Source organism: Chryseobacterium sp. T16E-39, assembly GCF_002216065.1.
Classification (GTDB): domain Bacteria; phylum Bacteroidota; class Bacteroidia; order Flavobacteriales; family Weeksellaceae; genus Chryseobacterium.
On the sequence record NZ_CP022282.1, the window covers coordinates 4,186,965 to 4,207,008 of the forward strand.

General features: G+C 36.2%; 18 protein-coding genes and 1 riboswitch. Of the genes, 4 read left to right on the forward strand and 14 right to left on the reverse strand.

Going from position 1 to position 20,044, the window contains the following annotated elements; all coding sequences use genetic code 11:
- Positions 1–2 precede the first annotated feature (2 nt).
- The 4 genes from CEY12_RS19045 to CEY12_RS19060 all read right to left on the reverse strand — a co-directional run bounded on the left by CEY12_RS19045 (position 3) and on the right by CEY12_RS19060 (position 4,866).
- The gene (locus CEY12_RS19045; protein WP_262484858.1) at positions 3–1,868 is read right to left on the reverse strand and encodes a prolyl oligopeptidase family serine peptidase; all 1,866 of its coding nucleotides are present in this window, start codon (positions 1,866–1,868) and stop codon (positions 3–5) included.
- Between the two features lie 225 nt (positions 1,869–2,093).
- Complete coding sequence (locus CEY12_RS19050; RefSeq protein ID WP_089029177.1) at positions 2,094–3,539, reverse strand: aminoacyl-histidine dipeptidase; 1,446 nt, start codon at positions 3,537–3,539, stop codon at positions 2,094–2,096.
- A gap of 213 nt (positions 3,540–3,752) precedes the next feature.
- Complete coding sequence (locus CEY12_RS19055) at positions 3,753–4,241, reverse strand: hypothetical protein (RefSeq protein WP_089029178.1); 489 nt, start codon at positions 4,239–4,241, stop codon at positions 3,753–3,755.
- A 19-nt stretch (positions 4,242–4,260) separates the two neighbouring features.
- Complete coding sequence (locus CEY12_RS19060; RefSeq protein WP_089029179.1) at positions 4,261–4,866, reverse strand: hypothetical protein; 606 nt, start codon at positions 4,864–4,866, stop codon at positions 4,261–4,263.
- A 111-nt stretch (positions 4,867–4,977) separates the two neighbouring features.
- On the opposite strand from CEY12_RS19060, the gene recR reads away from it, so the two are divergent.
- Entirely contained in the window at positions 4,978–5,589 is a 612-nt protein-coding gene (recR, locus tag CEY12_RS19065; protein ID WP_089029180.1) for a recombination mediator RecR, read from the forward strand.
- A gap of 1 nt (position 5,590) precedes the next feature.
- Positions 5,591–6,430 carry a glycosyltransferase family 2 protein gene (locus CEY12_RS19070; protein ID WP_089029181.1) on the forward strand — a complete coding sequence of 280 codons (840 nt, stop codon included), beginning with the start codon at positions 5,591–5,593 and terminating at the stop codon, positions 6,428–6,430.
- A gap of 54 nt (positions 6,431–6,484) precedes the next feature.
- On the opposite strand, the gene secG is transcribed toward CEY12_RS19070, so the two are convergent.
- From secG to CEY12_RS22375, 5 genes are all read right to left on the reverse strand, one after another.
- Complete coding sequence (gene secG / locus CEY12_RS19075; RefSeq protein WP_089029931.1) at positions 6,485–6,832, reverse strand: preprotein translocase subunit SecG; 348 nt, start codon at positions 6,830–6,832, stop codon at positions 6,485–6,487.
- A 122-nt stretch (positions 6,833–6,954) separates the two neighbouring features.
- Positions 6,955–8,973, reverse strand: coding sequence for a M16 family metallopeptidase (locus CEY12_RS19080; protein WP_089029182.1), 2,019 nt, complete (start codon positions 8,971–8,973; stop codon positions 6,955–6,957).
- Positions 8,974–9,024: 51 nt separating this feature from the next.
- Complete coding sequence (locus tag CEY12_RS19085) at positions 9,025–10,338, reverse strand: M16 family metallopeptidase (RefSeq protein ID WP_089029183.1); 1,314 nt, start codon at positions 10,336–10,338, stop codon at positions 9,025–9,027.
- Positions 10,339–10,497: 159 nt separating this feature from the next.
- Positions 10,498–10,650 carry a bacteriocin-like protein gene (locus tag CEY12_RS22895; protein WP_410493868.1) on the reverse strand — a complete coding sequence of 51 codons (153 nt, stop codon included), beginning with the start codon at positions 10,648–10,650 and terminating at the stop codon, positions 10,498–10,500.
- A gap of 50 nt (positions 10,651–10,700) precedes the next feature.
- A complete protein-coding gene (locus tag CEY12_RS22375) occupies positions 10,701–10,865 on the reverse strand; it encodes a hypothetical protein (RefSeq protein ID WP_157676855.1) in 165 nt (54 codons plus the stop codon).
- Between the two features lie 257 nt (positions 10,866–11,122).
- On the opposite strand from CEY12_RS22375, the gene CEY12_RS19090 reads away from it, so the two are divergent.
- Positions 11,123–13,453, forward strand: coding sequence for an ATP-dependent helicase (locus tag CEY12_RS19090; RefSeq protein WP_089029184.1), 2,331 nt, complete (start codon positions 11,123–11,125; stop codon positions 13,451–13,453).
- Between the two features lie 120 nt (positions 13,454–13,573).
- Positions 13,574–16,306, forward strand: a complete 2,733-nt coding sequence (locus tag CEY12_RS19095; RefSeq protein ID WP_089029932.1) for a TonB-dependent receptor plug domain-containing protein — start codon at positions 13,574–13,576, stop codon at positions 16,304–16,306.
- A 10-nt stretch (positions 16,307–16,316) separates the two neighbouring features.
- On the opposite strand, the gene hxpB is transcribed toward CEY12_RS19095, so the two are convergent.
- From hxpB to thiM, 5 genes are read right to left on the reverse strand one after another with little or no spacing between them, the layout of a single operon-like run.
- Entirely contained in the window at positions 16,317–16,970 is a 654-nt protein-coding gene (gene hxpB, locus CEY12_RS19100; protein WP_089029185.1) for a hexitol phosphatase HxpB, read from the reverse strand.
- Positions 16,961–17,611 (reverse strand): thiaminase II, encoded by a 651-nt coding sequence (tenA, locus tag CEY12_RS19105; RefSeq protein WP_089029186.1) that lies wholly within the window; start codon positions 17,609–17,611, stop codon positions 16,961–16,963. Before tenA ends, hxpB begins: the two co-directional genes overlap by 10 nt.
- Positions 17,598–18,431 carry a bifunctional hydroxymethylpyrimidine kinase/phosphomethylpyrimidine kinase gene (gene thiD / locus CEY12_RS19110; protein ID WP_089029187.1) on the reverse strand — a complete coding sequence of 278 codons (834 nt, stop codon included), beginning with the start codon at positions 18,429–18,431 and terminating at the stop codon, positions 17,598–17,600. The genes tenA and thiD overlap by 14 nt, the downstream gene beginning before the upstream one ends.
- Positions 18,428–19,063 (reverse strand): thiamine phosphate synthase, encoded by a 636-nt coding sequence (gene thiE / locus CEY12_RS19115; RefSeq protein ID WP_089029188.1) that lies wholly within the window; start codon positions 19,061–19,063, stop codon positions 18,428–18,430. The genes thiD and thiE overlap by 4 nt, the downstream gene beginning before the upstream one ends.
- Positions 19,060–19,857, reverse strand: coding sequence for a hydroxyethylthiazole kinase (gene thiM, locus CEY12_RS19120; protein WP_172821050.1), 798 nt, complete (start codon positions 19,855–19,857; stop codon positions 19,060–19,062). The genes thiE and thiM overlap by 4 nt, the downstream gene beginning before the upstream one ends.
- A gap of 60 nt (positions 19,858–19,917) precedes the next feature.
- Positions 19,918–20,011: riboswitch (TPP riboswitch) on the reverse strand.
- Positions 20,012–20,044 lie beyond the last annotated feature (33 nt).

Below are 20,044 nucleotides of genomic sequence, written 5' to 3' on the forward strand. Positions count from 1 at the left end.
TATCAAGGCTTGTATATCTTCCTTTTTTGTATGGTTCCTACTTCTGGAATCTGATTAGGTCCGTTTGCGGTTGTTTCATTACGAAGGATATTGGTCATTCCTACTTCCACAAGGGCTACAGCAAAAAGATCAGGTCTTTCAGTAATGGCTCTGCCTATTAATATACCGCCCATACTCATTCCATTACCAATTAGTTTTGATGGAGAAGTATATTTTTGATTTACTAAATATTCAGAACAGGCAATAAAATCCTTCCAGGTATTGGGTTTTTTGGTTTTCATCCCTGATTCATGCCAGCTTTCGCCTTTTTCACCCCCACCTCTTACGTGGGCAATTGCGATGACTACTCCTTGTTCAAGTAGCACTGATAACCGGGTAGAGAACTGTGGGACATAAGATATAGAATACCCTCCGTAGCCTGTTATATAAGTAGGGGTGCTTCCATCCATTTTCATATTTTTAGGATAAATGATGGATAGTGGTACCATTACGCCATCATGGCTTTTAACCTCTACTTCTTTAACTTCATATAAGCTTTTGTAGTCCGGATAACTGCCACTGACATCAAATTTTTTGCTTTTTGAGACAATCCCTTGGGAAGGGTTGTATTCATAAATATTATAAGGACTAAGCCAGCCAAAATTATAGCATAGGATATCATCGCTTTGTCTGCGGTTTAAAGATCCCGAAGTATTAACCCCATCAGGTAAAGGGATTTTTTTGATATCAAAAGTTCTAAGGTCAATCTGATTCTTTTCCTGGCTGATGCCATCACTCAATGCATAGAAAAGATAATTTTTCGAATGATGAATTCCTGTAATGACTTTACCGCTTTCCGGAACAATAATTTTAGCATTATTATAATCTGGATTTTTAAGATCTGTAACTCCTAATTTGTAGTTGGGAGCGCCTTTATGAGTAAGGAAGAAAAGCTGATCACCAGCAAAGTGATATTCTGTAATTTCGTCGGAAGGCTTCATCAGGAGCTTCCAGTTTATTTTTTTATCCTTTATGGAGGAATAAGGAGCATAAAAAACAGGATTTTCAGATTTTGTTGAGGTAATTCTTAAGATAATATATTTGTAATCATCAGAAAAAGAAACATCACTGAATTGCTCAGGTAGGATGTTCAGCTCAGGATATTGCTCTCTCGAAGCAAGTACAATGTCTTTATCTGTACTCGTTCCTATCTGGTGAAGCATCGCTTTCATATTTTTTAATAGGTCGGTGCTATTGAGATCTCCCGTACTCATTTTTGTATAGATCAATGCTTTACCATCTGCTGTAAATTCATAACTAAATTCACTCCAGATAGGACTCAATGAATCATTAAGCAGCTTTTTTGTCGTAAGATCTAATATTCTAAGTTCACATACTTCGGCTCCTGACTTGGAGAATAGGATTGCTATTTTTTTGCCTTCCGGATCTACGGAGAAACTTGTTATCTGAGTATTTTTTCCAAGGGTCTCAGGGTCAAAAATGAGCGTTTCAGTTCCGGTAGTTGCGTCTTTTGAATAGAGCTTGGAAAGTTTTGCATTTTTTACCACTTTGCTATAAAAGAAAGTGTTTCCGTTTTGAGTAATATTTCGATAGGAATCACCTCCCATTTCCTGTACCTCCTTCATTCTTTTGAAAAGTCCGTCGCGGTTAGGTATTTTATCTATGACAGAATTAGTATAGTCGGACTGGGCTTTAAACCATGTTTGAACCTCAGGATTTTTAATGTCTTCCAGCCATTGGTAGTTATCAGTAATTTTAGTTCCGAAATAATCATTGACTACAGGATGTTCTGCTGTCGCTGGATAATGATATTGAGCACTACACAGCTGAGAGAGAAAAGTGCCCATTAACAGGATTGTATATTTCATTTTTGTGGGATATTTAAAAAGATAAAGATAAAATATAATTTGCATAAATAATTGTAAAATTTGGAAGAGTCTTTATGACATTAAATATAGAAGAGAAGTAATAAATACGACTTCTCTTATTATCCGGTAACGTTTTCGTAATATGTAGTGGTATACATTGTTTCTAAAAAAGAAAGTGTCTAAAATTTAGAAATTTTAGACACTTTGCAGTTTTGATTGTATTTTTTATTTCTGAGGGATATTCGCTAAAATCTCTTTTAGGAAAGTCCAGAATTTCTGTGCTGAAGGGATATTTGCTTTTTCATCCGGAGAGTGAGCCCCTCTGATGGTAGGTCCGAAGCTTACCATTTCCATTTCAGGATAATTAGCTCCAATGATGCCACATTCTAAACCTGCGTGACAAGCTACAACATGAGGTTTTTCTGTGAATTTTTGAATATAAATCTTTTCCATGAGCTGAACGATCTCAGAACCTGGTTTTGGCTTCCATCCCGGATAAGAACCACCAAATTCTATTTCCATTCCTGCTAATTCAGCAACAGACTTTAATTGTTCAGCAACTGCGTATTTTGTAGAATCTACTGATGATCTTGAAAGGTTTAATATTCTTAAATTTCCACCCTTTAATTCTACTCTGGCTACGTTGTTTGATGTTTCTACGAGATCCTTTACGTCAGGACTCATTCTATAAACACCATTATGAAGAGATTTTAGAACTAAAATGATCTTTTTGGAATCTTCTTCTGAAATTGCTTTATCTGAACTTGTTGAATTTTCAATATTGATCTGAAGGCCTGGTTCAACAGTAGCAAATTCTTCTAAAATTTCCTTTTTAAGACCGTTGGTTAGTTCTTCTATGAATTCATTGGCATTTCTTACAGAGATAGTAGCCACAGCTTCTCTTGGAATAGCATTTCTTAATCCACCTCCGTCAATTGAAATTAACTGTATATTTTCTTTAGCTAAGCCGTTGTATAGTAATCTGCCTAAAATAATATTAGAATTTCCGAAACCTTTATGGATATCCATTCCTGAATGACCACCCTGTAATCCTTTAATTTCAATTCTTACAATTTGTCCTTTAGCAGCCTCTACTTCATAGTTTTGAGTAATGGTAACATCGATTCCTCCGGCACAACCGATATCGATCTCGTCATCTTCTTCCGTATCAAGATTTAATAAAATCTGCCCGGTAAGCTGTCCAGGTTTTAATCCCAGGGCTCCCGTCATTCCAGTTTCTTCATCAATAGTGAAAAGAGCTTCCAAATCAGGATGTGGAATATCAGAACTTTCTAAAATAGACATAATAGTAGCTACCCCTAAGCCATTATCAGCTCCCAGTGTAGTTCCTTTGGCTTTCACCCAGTCTCCGTCAATTTCCATTTTAATTCCTTCCGTATCGAAATCAAAATTTACATCACTGTTTTTCTGACATACCATGTCAAGATGGGATTGCAGTACGATTGACTTGCGATTTTCCATTCCTGCAGTAGCAGGCTTTTTAATAATAACGTTTCCTACTTCATCTACCGTCGTTGGTAATCCTAAACTCTCACCAAATCCTTTAATAAATGCGATTACTTTTTCTTCTTTTTTTGAAGGTCTTGGAACAGCATTTAATTTGGAGAAATTTTTCCAGATAATTTGCGGTTCTATATTGGATAATTCCATAAAATTTATTTTTATCAAAATTACGAAATAAAAAGTGCTCCTGTAAGTTCAGGAGCAGTCTTTTTTATTTATAAATCTTTTAGAGGCAAAATAGCAAAATAGCGAAAAAGCAAAAAAGCAAAATCGTGAAATTGCTAATTTGTAAAACCGTGAATAGTTCAATAGTGCAACATATTGACGATTTTACGGTTTGGCTATTCTGCAGTTCAGCCTTTAGCACCCACACTCTCCGTAAATAGGGGAGGTAACTACAGTGCCATCAGGTTTTTCAATGGTGATCGTTCCTTCAAACAATAAAGCTTCTTCACCTTTTATTTTTTTTCCTTTTACAGATATTTTATAATCTCCGCTTTCAATTTCTTTTGTTAACAGTTCATCAGCCTCCATGTCACTGGATGAGATAAGATTCATGGTGAGTCTCTTTCCATCCAATTTCATATAGGCTGTTTTTCCGGCATCATCGGCATAGATATATTTTTCTTCCTCAAAGTCAGCTTTGTTTTTTGCAAAATAACACGAACATTCTTTAATTTCCTTAGGGAATGTGATGGTTTCAATTAAAATGCTTCCGGAGGTCTCTATTTTTGCAGAATCCTGAACATGGTTCATTGAGTCCTGATTGGTAGTGACGGAAATGGTTTCTTTGTCTTTTTTACAAGCAATTACTAAGAACGCTGAAAAGAAAATAATTAGGTATTTCATTGTTTGTGGTTTATTGTGTTTATCCTCTGGCTCTTTCGAGTAGAACCATCATTAATAGAGAAAGAACGACTAAGCTTTCGTCTTCATCATCAATATCAATCATTCGGTCAAGCTGAAATCTTCTGCCAAAAAATGATGGCATTTTTTTCAGTTTAAAATATTCCTTTCCATCAACTCCTTTTACAGTATAAGCGGGGTTAAGAAAATATCCGGTAAACATTCCAATAATAGGAATCTCACTTACCATTCCGTCAAAGAACTTTGTCCATGCATTATCCTCTGATACGGTGAATTTCGGCTGGTCATTTGAATCCAGAATATTATAGGTGGATTTCCATAGGGAACGCATTCCTTTTCTTGCCAGTCTTCCAAAGTTCTTTTGATCAACAAGATCATTTAAAGAGTAGGATGCATTAAAGTCAATCCATTTATTAGCCTGTATTCTGAAGAGTTCTTTGGATTTGCTTTCATCATTAAAAACAATCACATCTTCTTTTAGTTTGAACATTTTCTGACGAACATAGGCAACATAGTTTCCGTTTTTGTCTGTGATGTTAAAATCACTTGCTAATGTTGTGATTTTAAATTTAAAATCTAGTGGATAATTAAGGTTTTTAAGTACCATTTAGTTTATTTTTTTCATATATTTTCCAAAGATAGATTTTTATTTGGAAAGGTGATGATTTAAGCCTTATAAACCCGTAAATACTCATCTTTTTATATTATTTTTGTATCTATGGATTACCCAAGTAAAGTTTTGGCAAAAGCTGTCGACGAAATTTCCGGACTTCCGGGAATTGGTAGGAAAACAGCCTTGCGTTTAGCACTTCACTTATTGAAACAGCCTAGTTCCAGAGCAATGGGATTAGGAAACTCTCTTATCAATCTGGTTAATGAAATAAAATACTGTAAAGAATGTCATAATTTTTCCGATTTCGATATTTGTGAAATATGCAGCAGCCCTAAAAGAAGTGATGAAGTGATTTGTATTGTAGAGGATGTCCGGGATGTGATTGCTATCGAAAATACAGGAAAATATACAGGAAAATATCTGATTTTGGGTGGAAAGATCTCTCCAATGGAAGGAGTAGGGCCAGGCCAGTTAAATATTCCAAGTATTGAAAGAAAATTAAATACGGGAGTCGTAAAAGAATTTATTTTTGCTTTGAGTGCAACAATGGAAGGGGATACTACTGCTTACTATATTTATAAAAAGTTCAAACATTTTGAGGTGAATTTTTCCAGTATTGCCAGAGGTATATCAGTTGGGGATGAGCTTGAATATGCAGATGAGATCTCTTTAGGCAGATCAATTATCAATAGACTTCCTTATAACGAAAAGGACTAAAATGAACACAAAGCTATCAATTATAATTGTTAACTATAACGTTACCCAATTACTTAGAAACTGTCTTTTATCTATTCAGAAGTATATAAAAGGAGTAGCATATGAAGTAGTGGTTATTGATAATGCTTCTACAGATGTTTCATGGAAAGATCTTATTAGGGAATTCCCGGATTTTCATTTTATCGCTTCTGAAAATAATGATGGTTTTGCGAAAGCTAATAATGCTGCTATAAAAACAGCAAAGGGAGAATATATTCTTATTCTAAATCCTGATACAGAGCTGGAGGGATTTTATATGGATGATATTTTAAACTTTGCGGACTCTCATTCTGAATTTGGATGTTTAGGAGTAAGAATGCATGATGCTAAAGGCCAATTTTTACCTGAAAGTAAACGTTCTGTTCCTGATATGTTCAATTCCTTTGAAAAGCTGTTTGTTAAATTTAAAAACAATGATTCGAAGTCTTATTACCGGAACGATATTGAAGAAAATGAAATTAGTGAGGTAGAAGTTATAACAGGAGCTTTCCTTCTTGTTAAAAAAGAGGTTTACGAAAAAGTTGGAGGTTTGGACGAAGCATATTTCATGTATGGTGAGGATATTGATTTGTGTTATACTTTGCTAAGAGAAGGGCTTAAAAATTATTACTACGGTAAAGCTTCCATATTACATCATAAAGGAGAAAGTACAGTAAAAGATGAGCTTTATCTGAAGCGGTTTTATGGAGCGATGCATATTTTTATCAGTAAATATTACAAGGAATCAAAACCTCTGCAGTATTCATTTTTAAAAGCGGGGCTAAAGCTTCGGCATAAAATAGAGAAAATCAAGTTAAAATAAAAAAAGCAGCTCAATTTGAGTTGCTTTTTTTAAGTATATAAAAATATTATTTGCTTATTTAGCAGGAACCGTTGTCTTAGCAGGTGTGCTAGTTTGAGAAGCAGGTGCATCTTGTTTTGCTGGAGCTTCTTTTTTAGCAGGTTGCTGAACCGGAGCTGTTTGTGATGGCTTTCCTGTAATTACAACACTTATAAGAATAAGAACAATGATCGTTCCTCCTAAAGTCCATGTTGCTTTTTCCATGAAGTCATTGGTTCTCTGTACCCCAAATTGAGCTGATGAAGCACCTCCGAAAGTACTGGAAAGGCCTCCACCTTTAGGGTTTTGAGCCATAACAATAATTACCAGTAAAATGCTAGCAATCATAACAAGAACCATCAATAGTATAAATATAGAATCCATTAATTTGATATCTTTTTGAATGGGCAAATTTAATCTTTTTTTACCGAATAGCAAAATAAGATTTTAGTAAAAAGCAAAAACAACAACATTTGTTGCTGTTTTCACTTTTAAGTAAGTTGTTCTTATTTAAAATCAGCATCTTTTGCCTGATTGATCTGATATGATTTTACCGTTAAGTTGATATCCATACCACCCATATTGTTAAGAATGCTGAATGGGAGTTTTACACCGGAAACATCTTTATAGTCTGAATAAGTGGTAGGGCTGGTTCCTTTCAGTTCACCATTCTTCAATCCTGTTTTCACACTGTAATAGTAAGTGTTTTTAGCACCTTTTACCACATAAGAATCATCATTATTGTATTTCTCAATTCCTGCTAATTTATATTCAGGAGATTTTGCAAATGATAATTCCGGGAAAAGCTCTTCTTTTGCCATGTCAGCTTTTTCAGTTTCGGGTAATGGCATTTTTTTTCCTTGAACCTCCATATAGCCATCTTTTCCGTCGAATACAATTTTTTGTAATGTATTTCCCATTGCCGAAATATTCATTGCCATTTTTCCATTATTCCCCTGAATCATTTTCATTGTCATGTCCATTCCCTGTACTTTTGTAGTGGCCTCTATAGAAATAGAACTGATCTTTTGAACAGCAGCCAAACCTCCAATTGCATTGATATATTTGTCTGCAACGGATCCAATAGTAACACTGGCGTCAACTTTCTGTGCTGTAGGTTTTGTAACAGGATTAGCTTCCTTGTCGAAATATTTTACAGGATACCCTAATTTTTCTAAACCTTCAGAAATATCAGATGCTTTACCTGCGATAAAAATTCTGCTTTGATTAGGAAGGATGGTCGTTTTTACTGCGTTAGCAACATCCGCTGCAGTTACTTTATCGATAGATTTTAAATAGTTGGTATAAAAATCTGAAGGAAGATCCTGGACTTTTTGGTTTAAAGCAAATTTTGCAATAGTTTCAGGCTTTTCCAAAGACATGATGAAGCTTCCTTTTAATTTAGCTTTCGCATTTTCCAGTTCTTCAGGTTTTACGGTTGAGATTGCATTAAGCTCATTCATGAATTCCTTTACAGCTTTGTCTGTAACCTCGTTTCTTACACTTGCTTCAGCAGAAAAGTCCGGAGAATATTTACTGGCATTCATGCTTGAATAAGCTCCATATGTAAATCCATTTTTCTCTCTAAGGTTCATGAAAAGTCTTGCTTCTCCACCACCTCCAAGAATGTAGTTGGCTATCGTTGCCGGGAAGTAATTGGCATCCTTCATTTTCAGTGTGTTCAGGTTACCTACAGAAACTACAGACTGTACTGCGGAAGGTACATCAACAACGTTAATTTCCGTTTTTGCAACATTGGATGCCGGCTCTAAAGCTGTAAATGCAGTGTTTGATTTCTTCCATCCGTTAAATGCCTTTTCGATCAAAGGTTTTACCTGATCGTACTTAACGTCTCCAACGATCACTAAATAAGCATTGTCAGGGGCATAATATTTTTTGTAAACATTCTGAACGTCTGCCAACTGAATTTTATTGATCGATTCAATAGTTTCAAATTCCCCTCTGGCTGTATTTTTTCCGTATTGTAAAGCGTTAGAAACTCTTGATGCAATAGATGATGCATTTTTCTCTTCAGACTTTAAACCCTCAATTGTTCTTTCTTTAGAATTTTGAATTTCTTCAGCAGAGAATTTAGGGTTGATAATAGCGTCAGCCATTAAGTTTAATACCTCAGGGAAATATTTTGAAAGAGAATTTGCAAAAGCTCCTCCTGATGAGAAGCTAAGGTTAGCCCCTAAGAAATCAATTTTTTTATTGAATTCATCTTTGGAGATATTGGTTGTTCCGTTTTCGAGCTGTTCTGCCATAATCTCGCTTACCCCGGTCACGTTCCCTTCGTAATATGGAGGTCTGTCCATAGAAAGGTTGGCATTTACTCTAGGTAATTTGTTGTTTTCAACGACCATTACTGTAAGACCGTTGCTCAGTTGAAACGTTTTTGGCTTTGCAATGTTGATGGCAGGAGTAGGTCCTGGTTTAGGCATTGCATTAAGATCTATTTTTTGTGCGGAAAGCATTCCTGTAAATAAAAATGCTACTGCTATATATGTTAATTGCTTTTTCATTTGTAAATAATTGTTTGTTATAATCACTGTTAAACCTAAAGTACTCTGGGATTATTTTTTTTCAGGTACGTAATTAATGATTATTCTTTGATTAGGATTCAGGTACTTTTTAGCAGCATTTTGAAGATCTTCTCTTGTGATTGATCTGTAAATGTCTATTTCTTTATTGATTAAGTTGGTGTTACCCATCAATACGTGGTTTGTTGCCAGTGAAGCAGCAATTCCCTGAATGCTTGAATTTTGATTTACAAACTGATTTTCAAACTGGTTTTGGATTTTTTGATAATCTTCCTGAGAGATTAAGGTAGTCTGAAGTTTTTTGATCTCAGCATCGATGTCTGACTGTAAAGTCTGCTTTGTGGTCTGTCCCATCGGGATGGCGAAAAAGGCAAAAATACTATAGTCCTCAAGCCCCTGGTTGAAAGCTGCTACCTGAAGTGCTTTTTTCTCCTGATCTACCAGTTTCTTGTATAATACTGAAGATTTTCCGTTGCTAAGATAAGTTGAAAGCATATCTAAAACATATGCATCTTTCTCCTTATTAGCAGGTGTTCTGTAGGCAAAAATATAGGCAGGAAGCTGAATGTTAGGATCCGTAGCGGTAACTTCTTTTTCCTGTGTTATAGGAGCATCTTTCGGGAAATTTTTAGGAGTAACAGTTCCTTTTTGAATCCCACCATAGTATTCTTCAATCCATTTTTTTGTCTGGTCTGGTTTGATATCTCCTGCAACGACTAATGTAGCATTGTTAGGAACATAATATTTTTTATAGAATGCCTGGAATTCCTCCAGTTTTGCGGAGTTAAGATCTTCCATAGATCCGATAGTCGGCCAGTTATACGGATGATTGGTGAAAAGATTCTTTTGAATGGTGGAGAATAGATTTCCATAAGGCTGGTTATCCATTCTTAACCTTTTTTCTTCTTTCACAACCTCTCTCTGAGTGTCTACACCTACCTGATTGATTACAGCGTGACGCATTCTTTCAGCTTCCATCCAAAGTCCTAATTGCTCATTGTTGGAAGGGAAAGTTTCGTAGTAATAGGTTCTGTCATTGGTTGTATTGGCATTGTTTTGCCCTCCGTTGGAAGAAACAATTTTAAACCAGTCTCCTCTTTTGATATTAGGGGTTCCTTCAAATAAAAGATGTTCAAAAAAGTGTGCGAAGCCGGTTCTTCCTTTTACTTCATCTTTAGCGCCTACATGATACATTACTCCTGTGGTAACTACTGGTGCTGTATTGTCCTGATGAAGAATCACGTGTAAACCGTTTGGTAAATCATACTCTTCGAATTTGATTTGTTGTGCATTCAGCATCATTCCAAAGAAAGCTACAGCAGCAACAGAAAGAAGTCGTTTTTTCATAAAGTCGGAATTGTTTGCCAATAAGTCCCATAAATGCTCTAATTGTTACAGTTCAGCTTGTTTTTCTTTGTTATGTTAAATAGGATTTTACATTTTTTTGATTAAAAAAAATTACCCCTGTAGGTTACAGAGGTAATTTTTATATCAATTAACGTGATATTATTCTTGACAAAAAGGATGGCTTAGAGGTCGGCAGCTGTTTTTGGCACAGCACCAGCCTGTTCCGCATGGTGGTAAGTCTTCACCGCATTGCTTAAGTCCTCCCTTAATGGTTTTTAAACTTTGTCTTGAAATTAATTTTAAGTTTTTCATATCGTTTTAATTTAGTTTTAAACTTGGTGATCACCAGAAAAGCTATTGTTCTACTCTTCTATAGGTGGAAATGAACAGTAAGAAGAATTGATTGGTCGGCAAGCGCTTCCATCACAACACCATCCAGTTCCACATGGCGTACCATCACCGCAATATTTAAGTCCACCTTTGATCATTTTTAAATTTTGTCTTGAAATTGACTTTAAGTTTTTCATATGATTTTAATTTTTAGTTAGTTACTAAGATATATAAATAATTTTAAAGTTGATTATTTTAAGTTTGATTATCTGAATTTTAAATGTAAGTTGATTCCCTTTGCTGAGATAAACTGTACTTTATTGATCAGGATATTGCAACGGAAAAAAATATTTTAGGGGTATTACCACGGGTTGAACTTAAAATCTATAGATGTTATATATAGTTTGAATTCTCCTTTTAATACATTATTTTTGTATTCCCAAATTTTTTGCAGATGGATTACCTGAAAGGATTAAATGAATCACAATACGAAGCCGTTACCACTTTACAAGGACCTTTAATGGTACTTGCAGGAGCTGGTTCGGGAAAAACACGTGTATTGACTATGCGTATCGCCCATTTGATTACAAATGGGATCGATCCTTTCAATATATTATCGCTTACCTTTACCAACAAGGCGGCAAAAGAAATGAAAGAGCGTATTGCAAAAGTGGTAGGACCAGGAAATGCAAGAAGTCTTTGGATGGGAACTTTTCACTCGGTTTTTGCCAGGATTTTAAGAAGCGAGGCTCATTATTTGGGGTATCCTTCCAATTTTACCATCTACGACCAGCAGGATGCTTTGAATGTGATCAGAAAGGTACTGAAAGATATGAATATCGATGCTGATCTTTACAAACCCAAAAAAGTTCAGGCAAGAATTTCCAATTATAAAAATAACCTGATCACGGTAAAAGCCTATTTTAATAATCCGGAATTAATGGAAGCGGATGAAAAGGCAAATATGAAATTTATCGGCAAGATCTATGAGAAATATGTAGAAGCTTGTTTTAAAAACGGAGCGATGGATTTCGATGATTTGTTGTTGAAAACAAATGAACTGCTTACCCGTTTCCCGGAAGTTTTAGCGAAATATCAGGATCGATTCAGATATATTCTGGTAGATGAGTACCAGGATACTAACCATTCACAGTATCTTATTGTAAAAGCACTCGCTTCAAAATTTGAAAATATATGTGTAGTGGGTGATGATGCACAATCAATCTATTCATTCCGTGGTGCCAATATCTACAATATCCTAAATTTTAAAAAGGACTATCCTGATGCGGTAACGGTTTCCCTGGAACAGAATTACCGTTCTACACAAACGATTGTAAATGCAGCGAATGTGGTGATTGCTAAAAACCTGCAGCAGTTTAAAAAGAATGTATTCAGTGAAAATGAGGAGGGAGATAAAATAAAAATCTACCGTTCCCTTTCCGATGCTGATGAAGCTAATTTTGTGGCTGGAAATATCTGGGAGCTTCGTAACAGGGATCAGAGGAAATATAATGATTTCGCTATTTTATACAGAACCAACTCTCAGACGCGTGCTTTTGAAGATGCACTGAGACGTAAAAATATTCCTTACAAAGTATATGGTGGTTTATCTTTCTACCAGAGGAAAGAAGTAAAAGATCTGATTGCTTATTTGCGACTATTGATCAACGAAAATGATTCAGAGGCGCTAATGAGGATTATCAATTATCCTACAAGAGGAATTGGAGAAACAACTCAAAATAAACTGGTTGTTTTTGCAGATGCTCAAAATGTGTCTGTTTCAAAAGTATTGGATAATCTTCCGATGTATTCTCAGCACTTGGGATTCAATAATGGAGTTCTTAATAAGCTGAGCGATTTTTGGTCAATGATCAAGGCTTTCAAAGTATTGTTAAAGACTGAAACAGCTTACAGTGTAGCTATGGAAGTGGCTAAACGAAGCGGTTTGATTAAATTCCTGAAAGATGACGGAACACCTGAAGGAATTTCAAGGGTTGAAAACGTTCAGGAATTGATGAACTCGATGCAGGGTTTTATTGAAGAGCAGATGCAGCTGGAAGATGGAGATCCAAGCTTATCTAATTTCCTGGAAAATATTGCACTTTCTGCAGATACTCAGGCTAAAGAAGAGGAAGACGATATGGTTTCCCTGATGACCATTCACCTTTCTAAAGGATTGGAATTCCCTGTCGTACACCTTGTAGGGATGGAGGAAAATCTTTTCCCTAGTTTTATGAGTTCTGCAACCAGAGAAGATCTGGAAGAAGAAAGGCGTTTGTTTTATGTGGCTTTAACAAGGGCTGAAAAGCAGGCTTTTTTCTCCTATGCCATTTCCCGTTTCCAATGGGGAAAAATTACAGATGCGGAACCTTCAAGATTTTTGAGTGAGGTAGATGAAGAGTATCTGGAATTCATTAATCCGGCTATGGAAAAACGATTCATTAATCAGAGCGGGCTTAAATCCAATATTTTTGATGAGCATCCTTCAGAAATGAAGAGCTTTAAAAGGGTGGAGAAGAAAACAATTGAGAAGAGTGATAATTCAAAGCCTATTGCTGAGCCACGAAAATTGAAACCTGTAAGTACGGCTAAAATTATTAATCCAAGTGGAGCTTCTTCCCAGGATATTGAAATTGGTGATAAAGTAAGACATGACAGATTTGGAATTGGTGAGGTTACGTTTTTAGACGGAACAGATCCTCAGAATATTAAAGCAAAAGTTATTTTCATGCATGAAGGTGAGAAAAATCTTATTCTCAAATACGCCAAACTAACTAAAATTTAAAAAAAATAGACATCAGCTATTAACATTTTTTATAAATTATAAGTCTACTTATTTTGTAGACTTATAAATATGACATACATTTGCTCCTCAAAAAAGTTAAAAAAATTTAACATAGAATGTATGAAAAATAGAAAGACCATTTTTTCCACTTCTGTTTTATTTTTCTTGGGAACGACATATGCCTACGCACAGGAAAAAGATACAGTAAAAACTGCTAATGTAGAAGAGGTCGTTATTTTAGGTTCCCGAAGCGGAGCGAGATCTAAAGTAGACAGCCCGGTTCCTGTGGATGTATTTAATATAAAAGAATCTTCACTGGTTCTGCCTCAAACCAATATTTCCCAGATTTTAAATGCTATAGCGCCTTCTTTTACTTCGACGGTTCAGACAAATTCTGATGGTACAGACCATTTAGATCCGGCTCAGCTTAGAGGACTTGGTCCTGATCAGGTTTTGGTTTTGGTAAATGGTAAAAGAAGACATACTTCAGCATTGGTAAATGTAAATGGAACTCCGGGAAGGGGAACCGTAGGAACCGATCTTAATGCAATTCCTTCTTTTGCAATCAATAGAATTGAAGTTTTAAGGGATGGCGCTTCTGCACAATACGGGTCGGATGCTATTGCCGGAGTCATCAATTTAGGTTTAAAAAGAGATACCGGGAAACTAACCGGACAATTTACATATGGCGGAAATCTTACCCCTGCTGCCAACGACCATACCGGAAACTTTGACGGACAAAATTTTCAGGTGGATCTAAATTACGGGAATAAAATAGGCAAGAAAGGAGGTTTTTATAACATCACATGGACTTCACAATTTAGAAATCCTACCTATAGAGCGGGAACAGAAAGTGGTGCCATATACAATGCTTATAACGCTATTGAAAAAAGAGCTTTGAATGACGGAGTTAATCTTTCTTCGTTGTTTACTGACATCAATAACACCCCCAATTCGCAACAAATTGTAAATTACATTCATCAATATTCTCAGAATGTAGGCTATTTTTCTCAAAACTTTCAAAACCAAATCCAGGGAGCTAATACAATTGGAGCATTACAAGGGTTATTGGGTGCTGATGTAACCAATCAGGAATTGGCTTATAGGGGATTAGACAGGAAAGATTTCAATATGCAGGTGGGGCAGTCCAAGCTGAATAACCACCAACTTTTTGCCAACATAGAAGTCCCAATTAATGACAGTTGGAAAGTCTACACTTTTGGCGGCTATAGCTTTAGACACGGTACTTCTGGAGGCTTTTTCAGAAGACCTAATCAAAGCAGGACTTTTACGGGGCTTTATCCGGATGGATATTTACCGCAGATTGCAACAGACATTCAGGATTTATCTCTTTCTGCAGGAATTAAAGGCGACTGGGATGGATGGAATATTGATTTCAGTAATACCTATGGACAAAATTCCTTTGACTACAATATTCAGAATACAGGAAATACTTCTCTAAGATTTAATTCCCCAAATGAATTTAGTGCAGGAGGATTGAGGTTTTCTCAAAATACGATCAATCTTGATTTTTCAAAAAAATATGATGTTTGGCAGGGAATCAATATCGCATTTGGAGCGGAGCACCGTTATGAAAATTTTAAAATAACAGCAGGCGAGGAAGCTTCTTATGCAACCTACGATGTAAATGGAAATGTATGGAATGGTACTACTTCCAGACCAACTGATTTCTTTGGAAATGGAACTCAATTTCTTCCCGGAGGTTCACAAGTATTTAGCGGTTTCAGACCGGAAAATGCAGTCAATAAAAATAGACAGTCAGTGGCGGGCTATGCCGATTTTGAGTTCAATTTTACCAATTGGCTGTTGGTAGATGCTGCTGCGAGATATGAAAATTATTCAGATTTTGGATCTACCTTTAATTATAAAATTGCATCAAGAGTTAAGATTGATAAAAATTTAAATCTTAGATTGGCAGGATCTACAGGGTTTAGGGCGCCTTCTATCCATCAGATCTATTATAATGTGACCTCTACTTTATTTACAAATGGTCAACTTTTAGATGTGGGAACGTTCAGTAATGATTCTCCGATTGCGGGATTATTAGGTATACCAAAATTAAAACAGGAAACATCCCAATCTGCTAGTGTAGGATTTACGTACAAAATCCCATCGGTTAATCTAACCTTAACTGCAGATGGATATTTTACTAAAATTAAAAACAGAATTATTCTTACGGATCAATTCCTGAAAAAAGATGTTCCATTAGAAGCACAAAATGTCTATTCTAAATTAGGAGTTAACGCAGCTCAGTTCTTTACGAATGCCATCGATACAGAAACTAAAGGTCTTGATGTTGTGATCACTCATAATGCAAGATTTTCTGAGGTGAAACTCGATAATAGTTTTGCGGTTAATCTTAATCAGACCAAAAAAGTAGGAAATGTTCATTCATCAGGTTTGTTGGAATCTGCTAATCTTGAAAATACTTATTTTTCTGAAAAATCAAGGATATATCTTGAAGAGGCTGTTCCAAGAGTGAAAGCGACTTTATCCCATAGTGTTTCCTGGAGAAATGCAAGTTTCTATCTTAGAAATACCTATTTTGGAAAGGTGACGGGAGCAGATGTTTTAGATGCAAACGGAGATGGTATTATTGCATTTGATGAGCATCAGAAAATTGCAGATAAAGTGATTACCGATGTTTCTGTAGCATATCAGTTCACAAAAAATGTAGGCTTAACATTAGGGGTAAATAATATTTTTGATATTTATCCTACTAAAAACCTCCCTGCCTCCACGAATAACGACCAATTTATCTACTCCCGTTCTACATCGCAATTCGGACAGAATGGTAGATATGTATTTACAAGATTGAATTTTAATTTTTAAAAACGAACAGCTAGTTGAAAATTAAAGGTAAGGGATCTTCAAAACTCATGATCTTATCATCTGCAAGGTCAAAATCAATTTCTGTATTTTGATTGGTGAAAGCAATAACAGTCATTCCTGCATTTTTGCCAGCAAGAATACCCGAATGACTGTCTTCAATAACAAAGCAATATTGTGGCTCAATATTCAGGTTTTTTGCTGAAGTAAGATAGACAGCTGGATGAGGTTTCCCCTGTTCTTCAAACTCTGCAGAAGTAATATGATCAAATAAATGAGCGATCTCCAGTTTATCTAAAACGATTTGAATAATCCTGTAAGGAGAGTTGGTGGCTAGGCCTATTTGATACTGCTTTAATTTTAAATCTTCTATAAACTTTTTTATACCAACAACGGAACAATCTTCTGTTTGTATCAATTCAATGACCCTTGAGATGACTTGCTGTTCAACAACATCTAAAGCAATGTTTTTCCAAGGGTATTTTGTATACCAGAACCGGGTGACTTCCTTGGTCGTCATCGATTGGGTATATTGTGTAAGATCATCCGTAATGATTGCGCCGAGTGAACCAAACACTTCTTTTTCCGCTTGTTTCCAGAATTTTTCACTATCGATAAGAACGCCATCCATATCAAAAATGACAGCTCTTGCTGGTTTTATTTCCATATTTTTAATTCATAAGCAGCTTCCCAAAAATGATATTCCATTCGGGTTGACATAATAAAAGCTTCTGTCATTTTATTTCTGGTTTCTTCCGTTGCCTTTTCAGCAATAGTATCACAAATGGCAATAGCCTGGTCTACAGCGATAGAAAATTCTTCTCCTCCATAGGTTTCGATCCATTTGTGGTAAGGATTGTTTATAGCGTTTTGATGCTTATAGATATAATCTCCCACCTCCCTATAGATCCAGAAGCACGGTAATACAGCCGCTACAGCCACTTCGACTGCCTCTAAAGCGGCAGTACTTCTTAGAAAGTGAGTATAATGGTGGCAGGCAGGCTGTAGTGTTCCTTTATCAGTAACGCCAAAATCGGTAAAGTATAGCTCATGTAATGCATTTTCTACAACGATAGCATTTTCAGCAAATCTCATAAAGGTAAGTACATGCTGAAGGTCAGGAATCTTTGCTGCAATAAGAGAAAGCGTTCTTCCAAAATGCTCAAGATACAGGGAATCCTGAGCCATATAAAATTTAAACTTCTCAAGCGGTAAAGTACCATCTGATAATTCTTTGATAAAAGACATTTCCAGAATAGACTGGTATTTTGGTTCAATAGCTTGCCAGGTGTGTTCAGACCATTTCATTTTTGATCAGTTTTTGAGGGTTAAAAAAGTGGTTAAGCGGACCATTTCCAAGTCCAATTTTGACATCTTTCCCATTCTCTATGGCCTGATAAACGTAATTTTGTCCAAGAGAAACGGAGTCATATAAAGTTTTCCCCTGCGCCAGATAGGCAGCTATCGCAGAAGAGAGGGTGCAGCCGGAGCCATGGGTATTATTAGTACTAAATTTTAATGTTTCAAATGAATGGTAATTTTCATACTCATCATAAAATAGGGAAGTGATCGTTGAGGTTTCCTGGTGGCCACCTTTCAGGAGAATACTTTTACACCCTAATTGTTTTATATATTTCCCTGCTGTATAAAGGTCTTCAAGAGTTTCTACTTTCATGTTAGCTAAAATTGCAGCTTCATCCATATTGGGAGTGATAACATCAGCAATAGGGAAAAGCTTTTCTATAATAGCAGTAATAGTATCTTCTTCAATCAATCTATGTCCGCTGGTGGCAACCATTACAGGGTCAAATACGATAGGGATCTTTTTGTACCTGCTCAGCGTTGAGACAATGGTTTCAACCAGTTGAGGAGTGTGAACCATTCCAATTTTAATAGCGTCAGGGAAAATATCATCTAAAATCGCTTCAATCTGATCGGCAACAGCTTCTACAGGAATAGGATATATCTTTCTCACTCCCTGTGTATTCTGTACAGGTAATGCCGTTAATACTGATGTAGAAAAACAGCCTAATGCTGATGTAGTTTTAATATCAGCCTGAATACCTGCGCCTCCACTTCCGTCAAATCCAGCGATCGTTAATACGGATGGATATGTGTATTTTTTCATTTTACAATTTCATTTTTTAATTCGTAGGCTGCTTTCTGAGGATCATGAGCGCTGCATATGGCTGAAACCACAGCAATACAATCTGCGCCGGCATTTATGATATCCTTCGCATTCGTTAGGTTTACATTGCCAATAGCAACCAAAGGTTTTTCTGTGAGCTGTCTGATTTTTTTTATTCCTTCAAGACCCCATTCTGTTACCGTATCAGATTTTGTGTTGGTTCTGAATACAGGGCTTATTCCAAGATAATCGGATACTTTGGTTTGTTCATTTTCAAGTTGCTCAAGATATTCAATAGAGTAGCCAATTATCTTATTCTGAATAAAAGGCTGCTGTCTCAAATAGACAGGGCTGGCATCGCTATTTCCTACATGAATACCTGCGGTATTTGCTTTCTCAACAACATCGATATTGTCATTAATGATAAGAGGAATGTTATGCTTATCTGTAATTTCGATGAGTTGTTGGGCTTTTCTGATAAAGTCATTTGTTGGGCTATTTTTTTCTCTTAGCTGAATGATATCCACACCTCCAAGAATAGCTTGTTCGGCTACTTTCAAAAAATTTCTTCCGATGCAATCTGCCTCAGAAATAACCAGATAAAGTTGATAAGGGAAAGAATGGAAATTCATAGTCTTTCTATCTTTAAATGACTAATAAATTCTTCCTCTGTCATATTGTAAAGCTTATCAATAAGATTTACCTGCAGGGTCCCGGGACCTTTGCTTTCTGAAACAGCAATTTCGCCTGCAATACCTATTAACGCCATCGCAGCAGCAACGGCCTCGGTTATGTTTTCTGTGATTCCGATGAACGCTCCGATAAGGGCCGTGGCTGAACACCCAAGACCAGTTACTTTGGTCATCATTGAATGCCCGTTATTGATGAAAATGGTTTGTTGGGTATCTATAATGATATCTGTTTCCCCCGAGATACAAACTACTGTATTATATTGCTCTGCAAGAAATTGTGCGGCCTCTGAAGCCTCACTGCTTTTTGCGGTGCTGTCAACTCCTTTTGTCGTTGTTGTATTCGCTTTCGCCAATGCAATAATTTCAGAAGCATTACCTCTGATGACGGTAGGGTGGTACTGTAATAGTTTATTTAAAGTGCGATCACGAAAAGAGGTTGCTCCAGCACCCACAGGATCCAATACCCAGGGTTTCTTTGCTGAATGTGCGGCTTCTGCTGCCATTAACATAGATTCAGACCAATATTCATCAAGAGTACCTATATTGATAACTACTGAATGAGCAATATTAACCATTTCATGGATTTCAGATTTTGCATGAGCCATGATCGGTGAGGCTCCGACAGCTAAAAGAGCATTAGCTGTATTATTCATCACCACATAATTCGTGATGTTATGCACCAGAGGAGAATGTTGTTTTACAAACTGTACCTTTTCCCAAAGATTTTTGTCCATTGTTATTATTTAAATAAAAATAGCTTTAGGAAAAAATCCAAAACAAAAGTACATTGTAAAGAATGTCTTTTTGCTTTTCCCTACGTCGGTGTAAGCCGTATCAGGTTCAAAGGGACTCTCTCAATTCTTTTTCAGAATACCCCTAAAGCAAGACAAATGTATGAAAAATATAAGATACAACCCCATA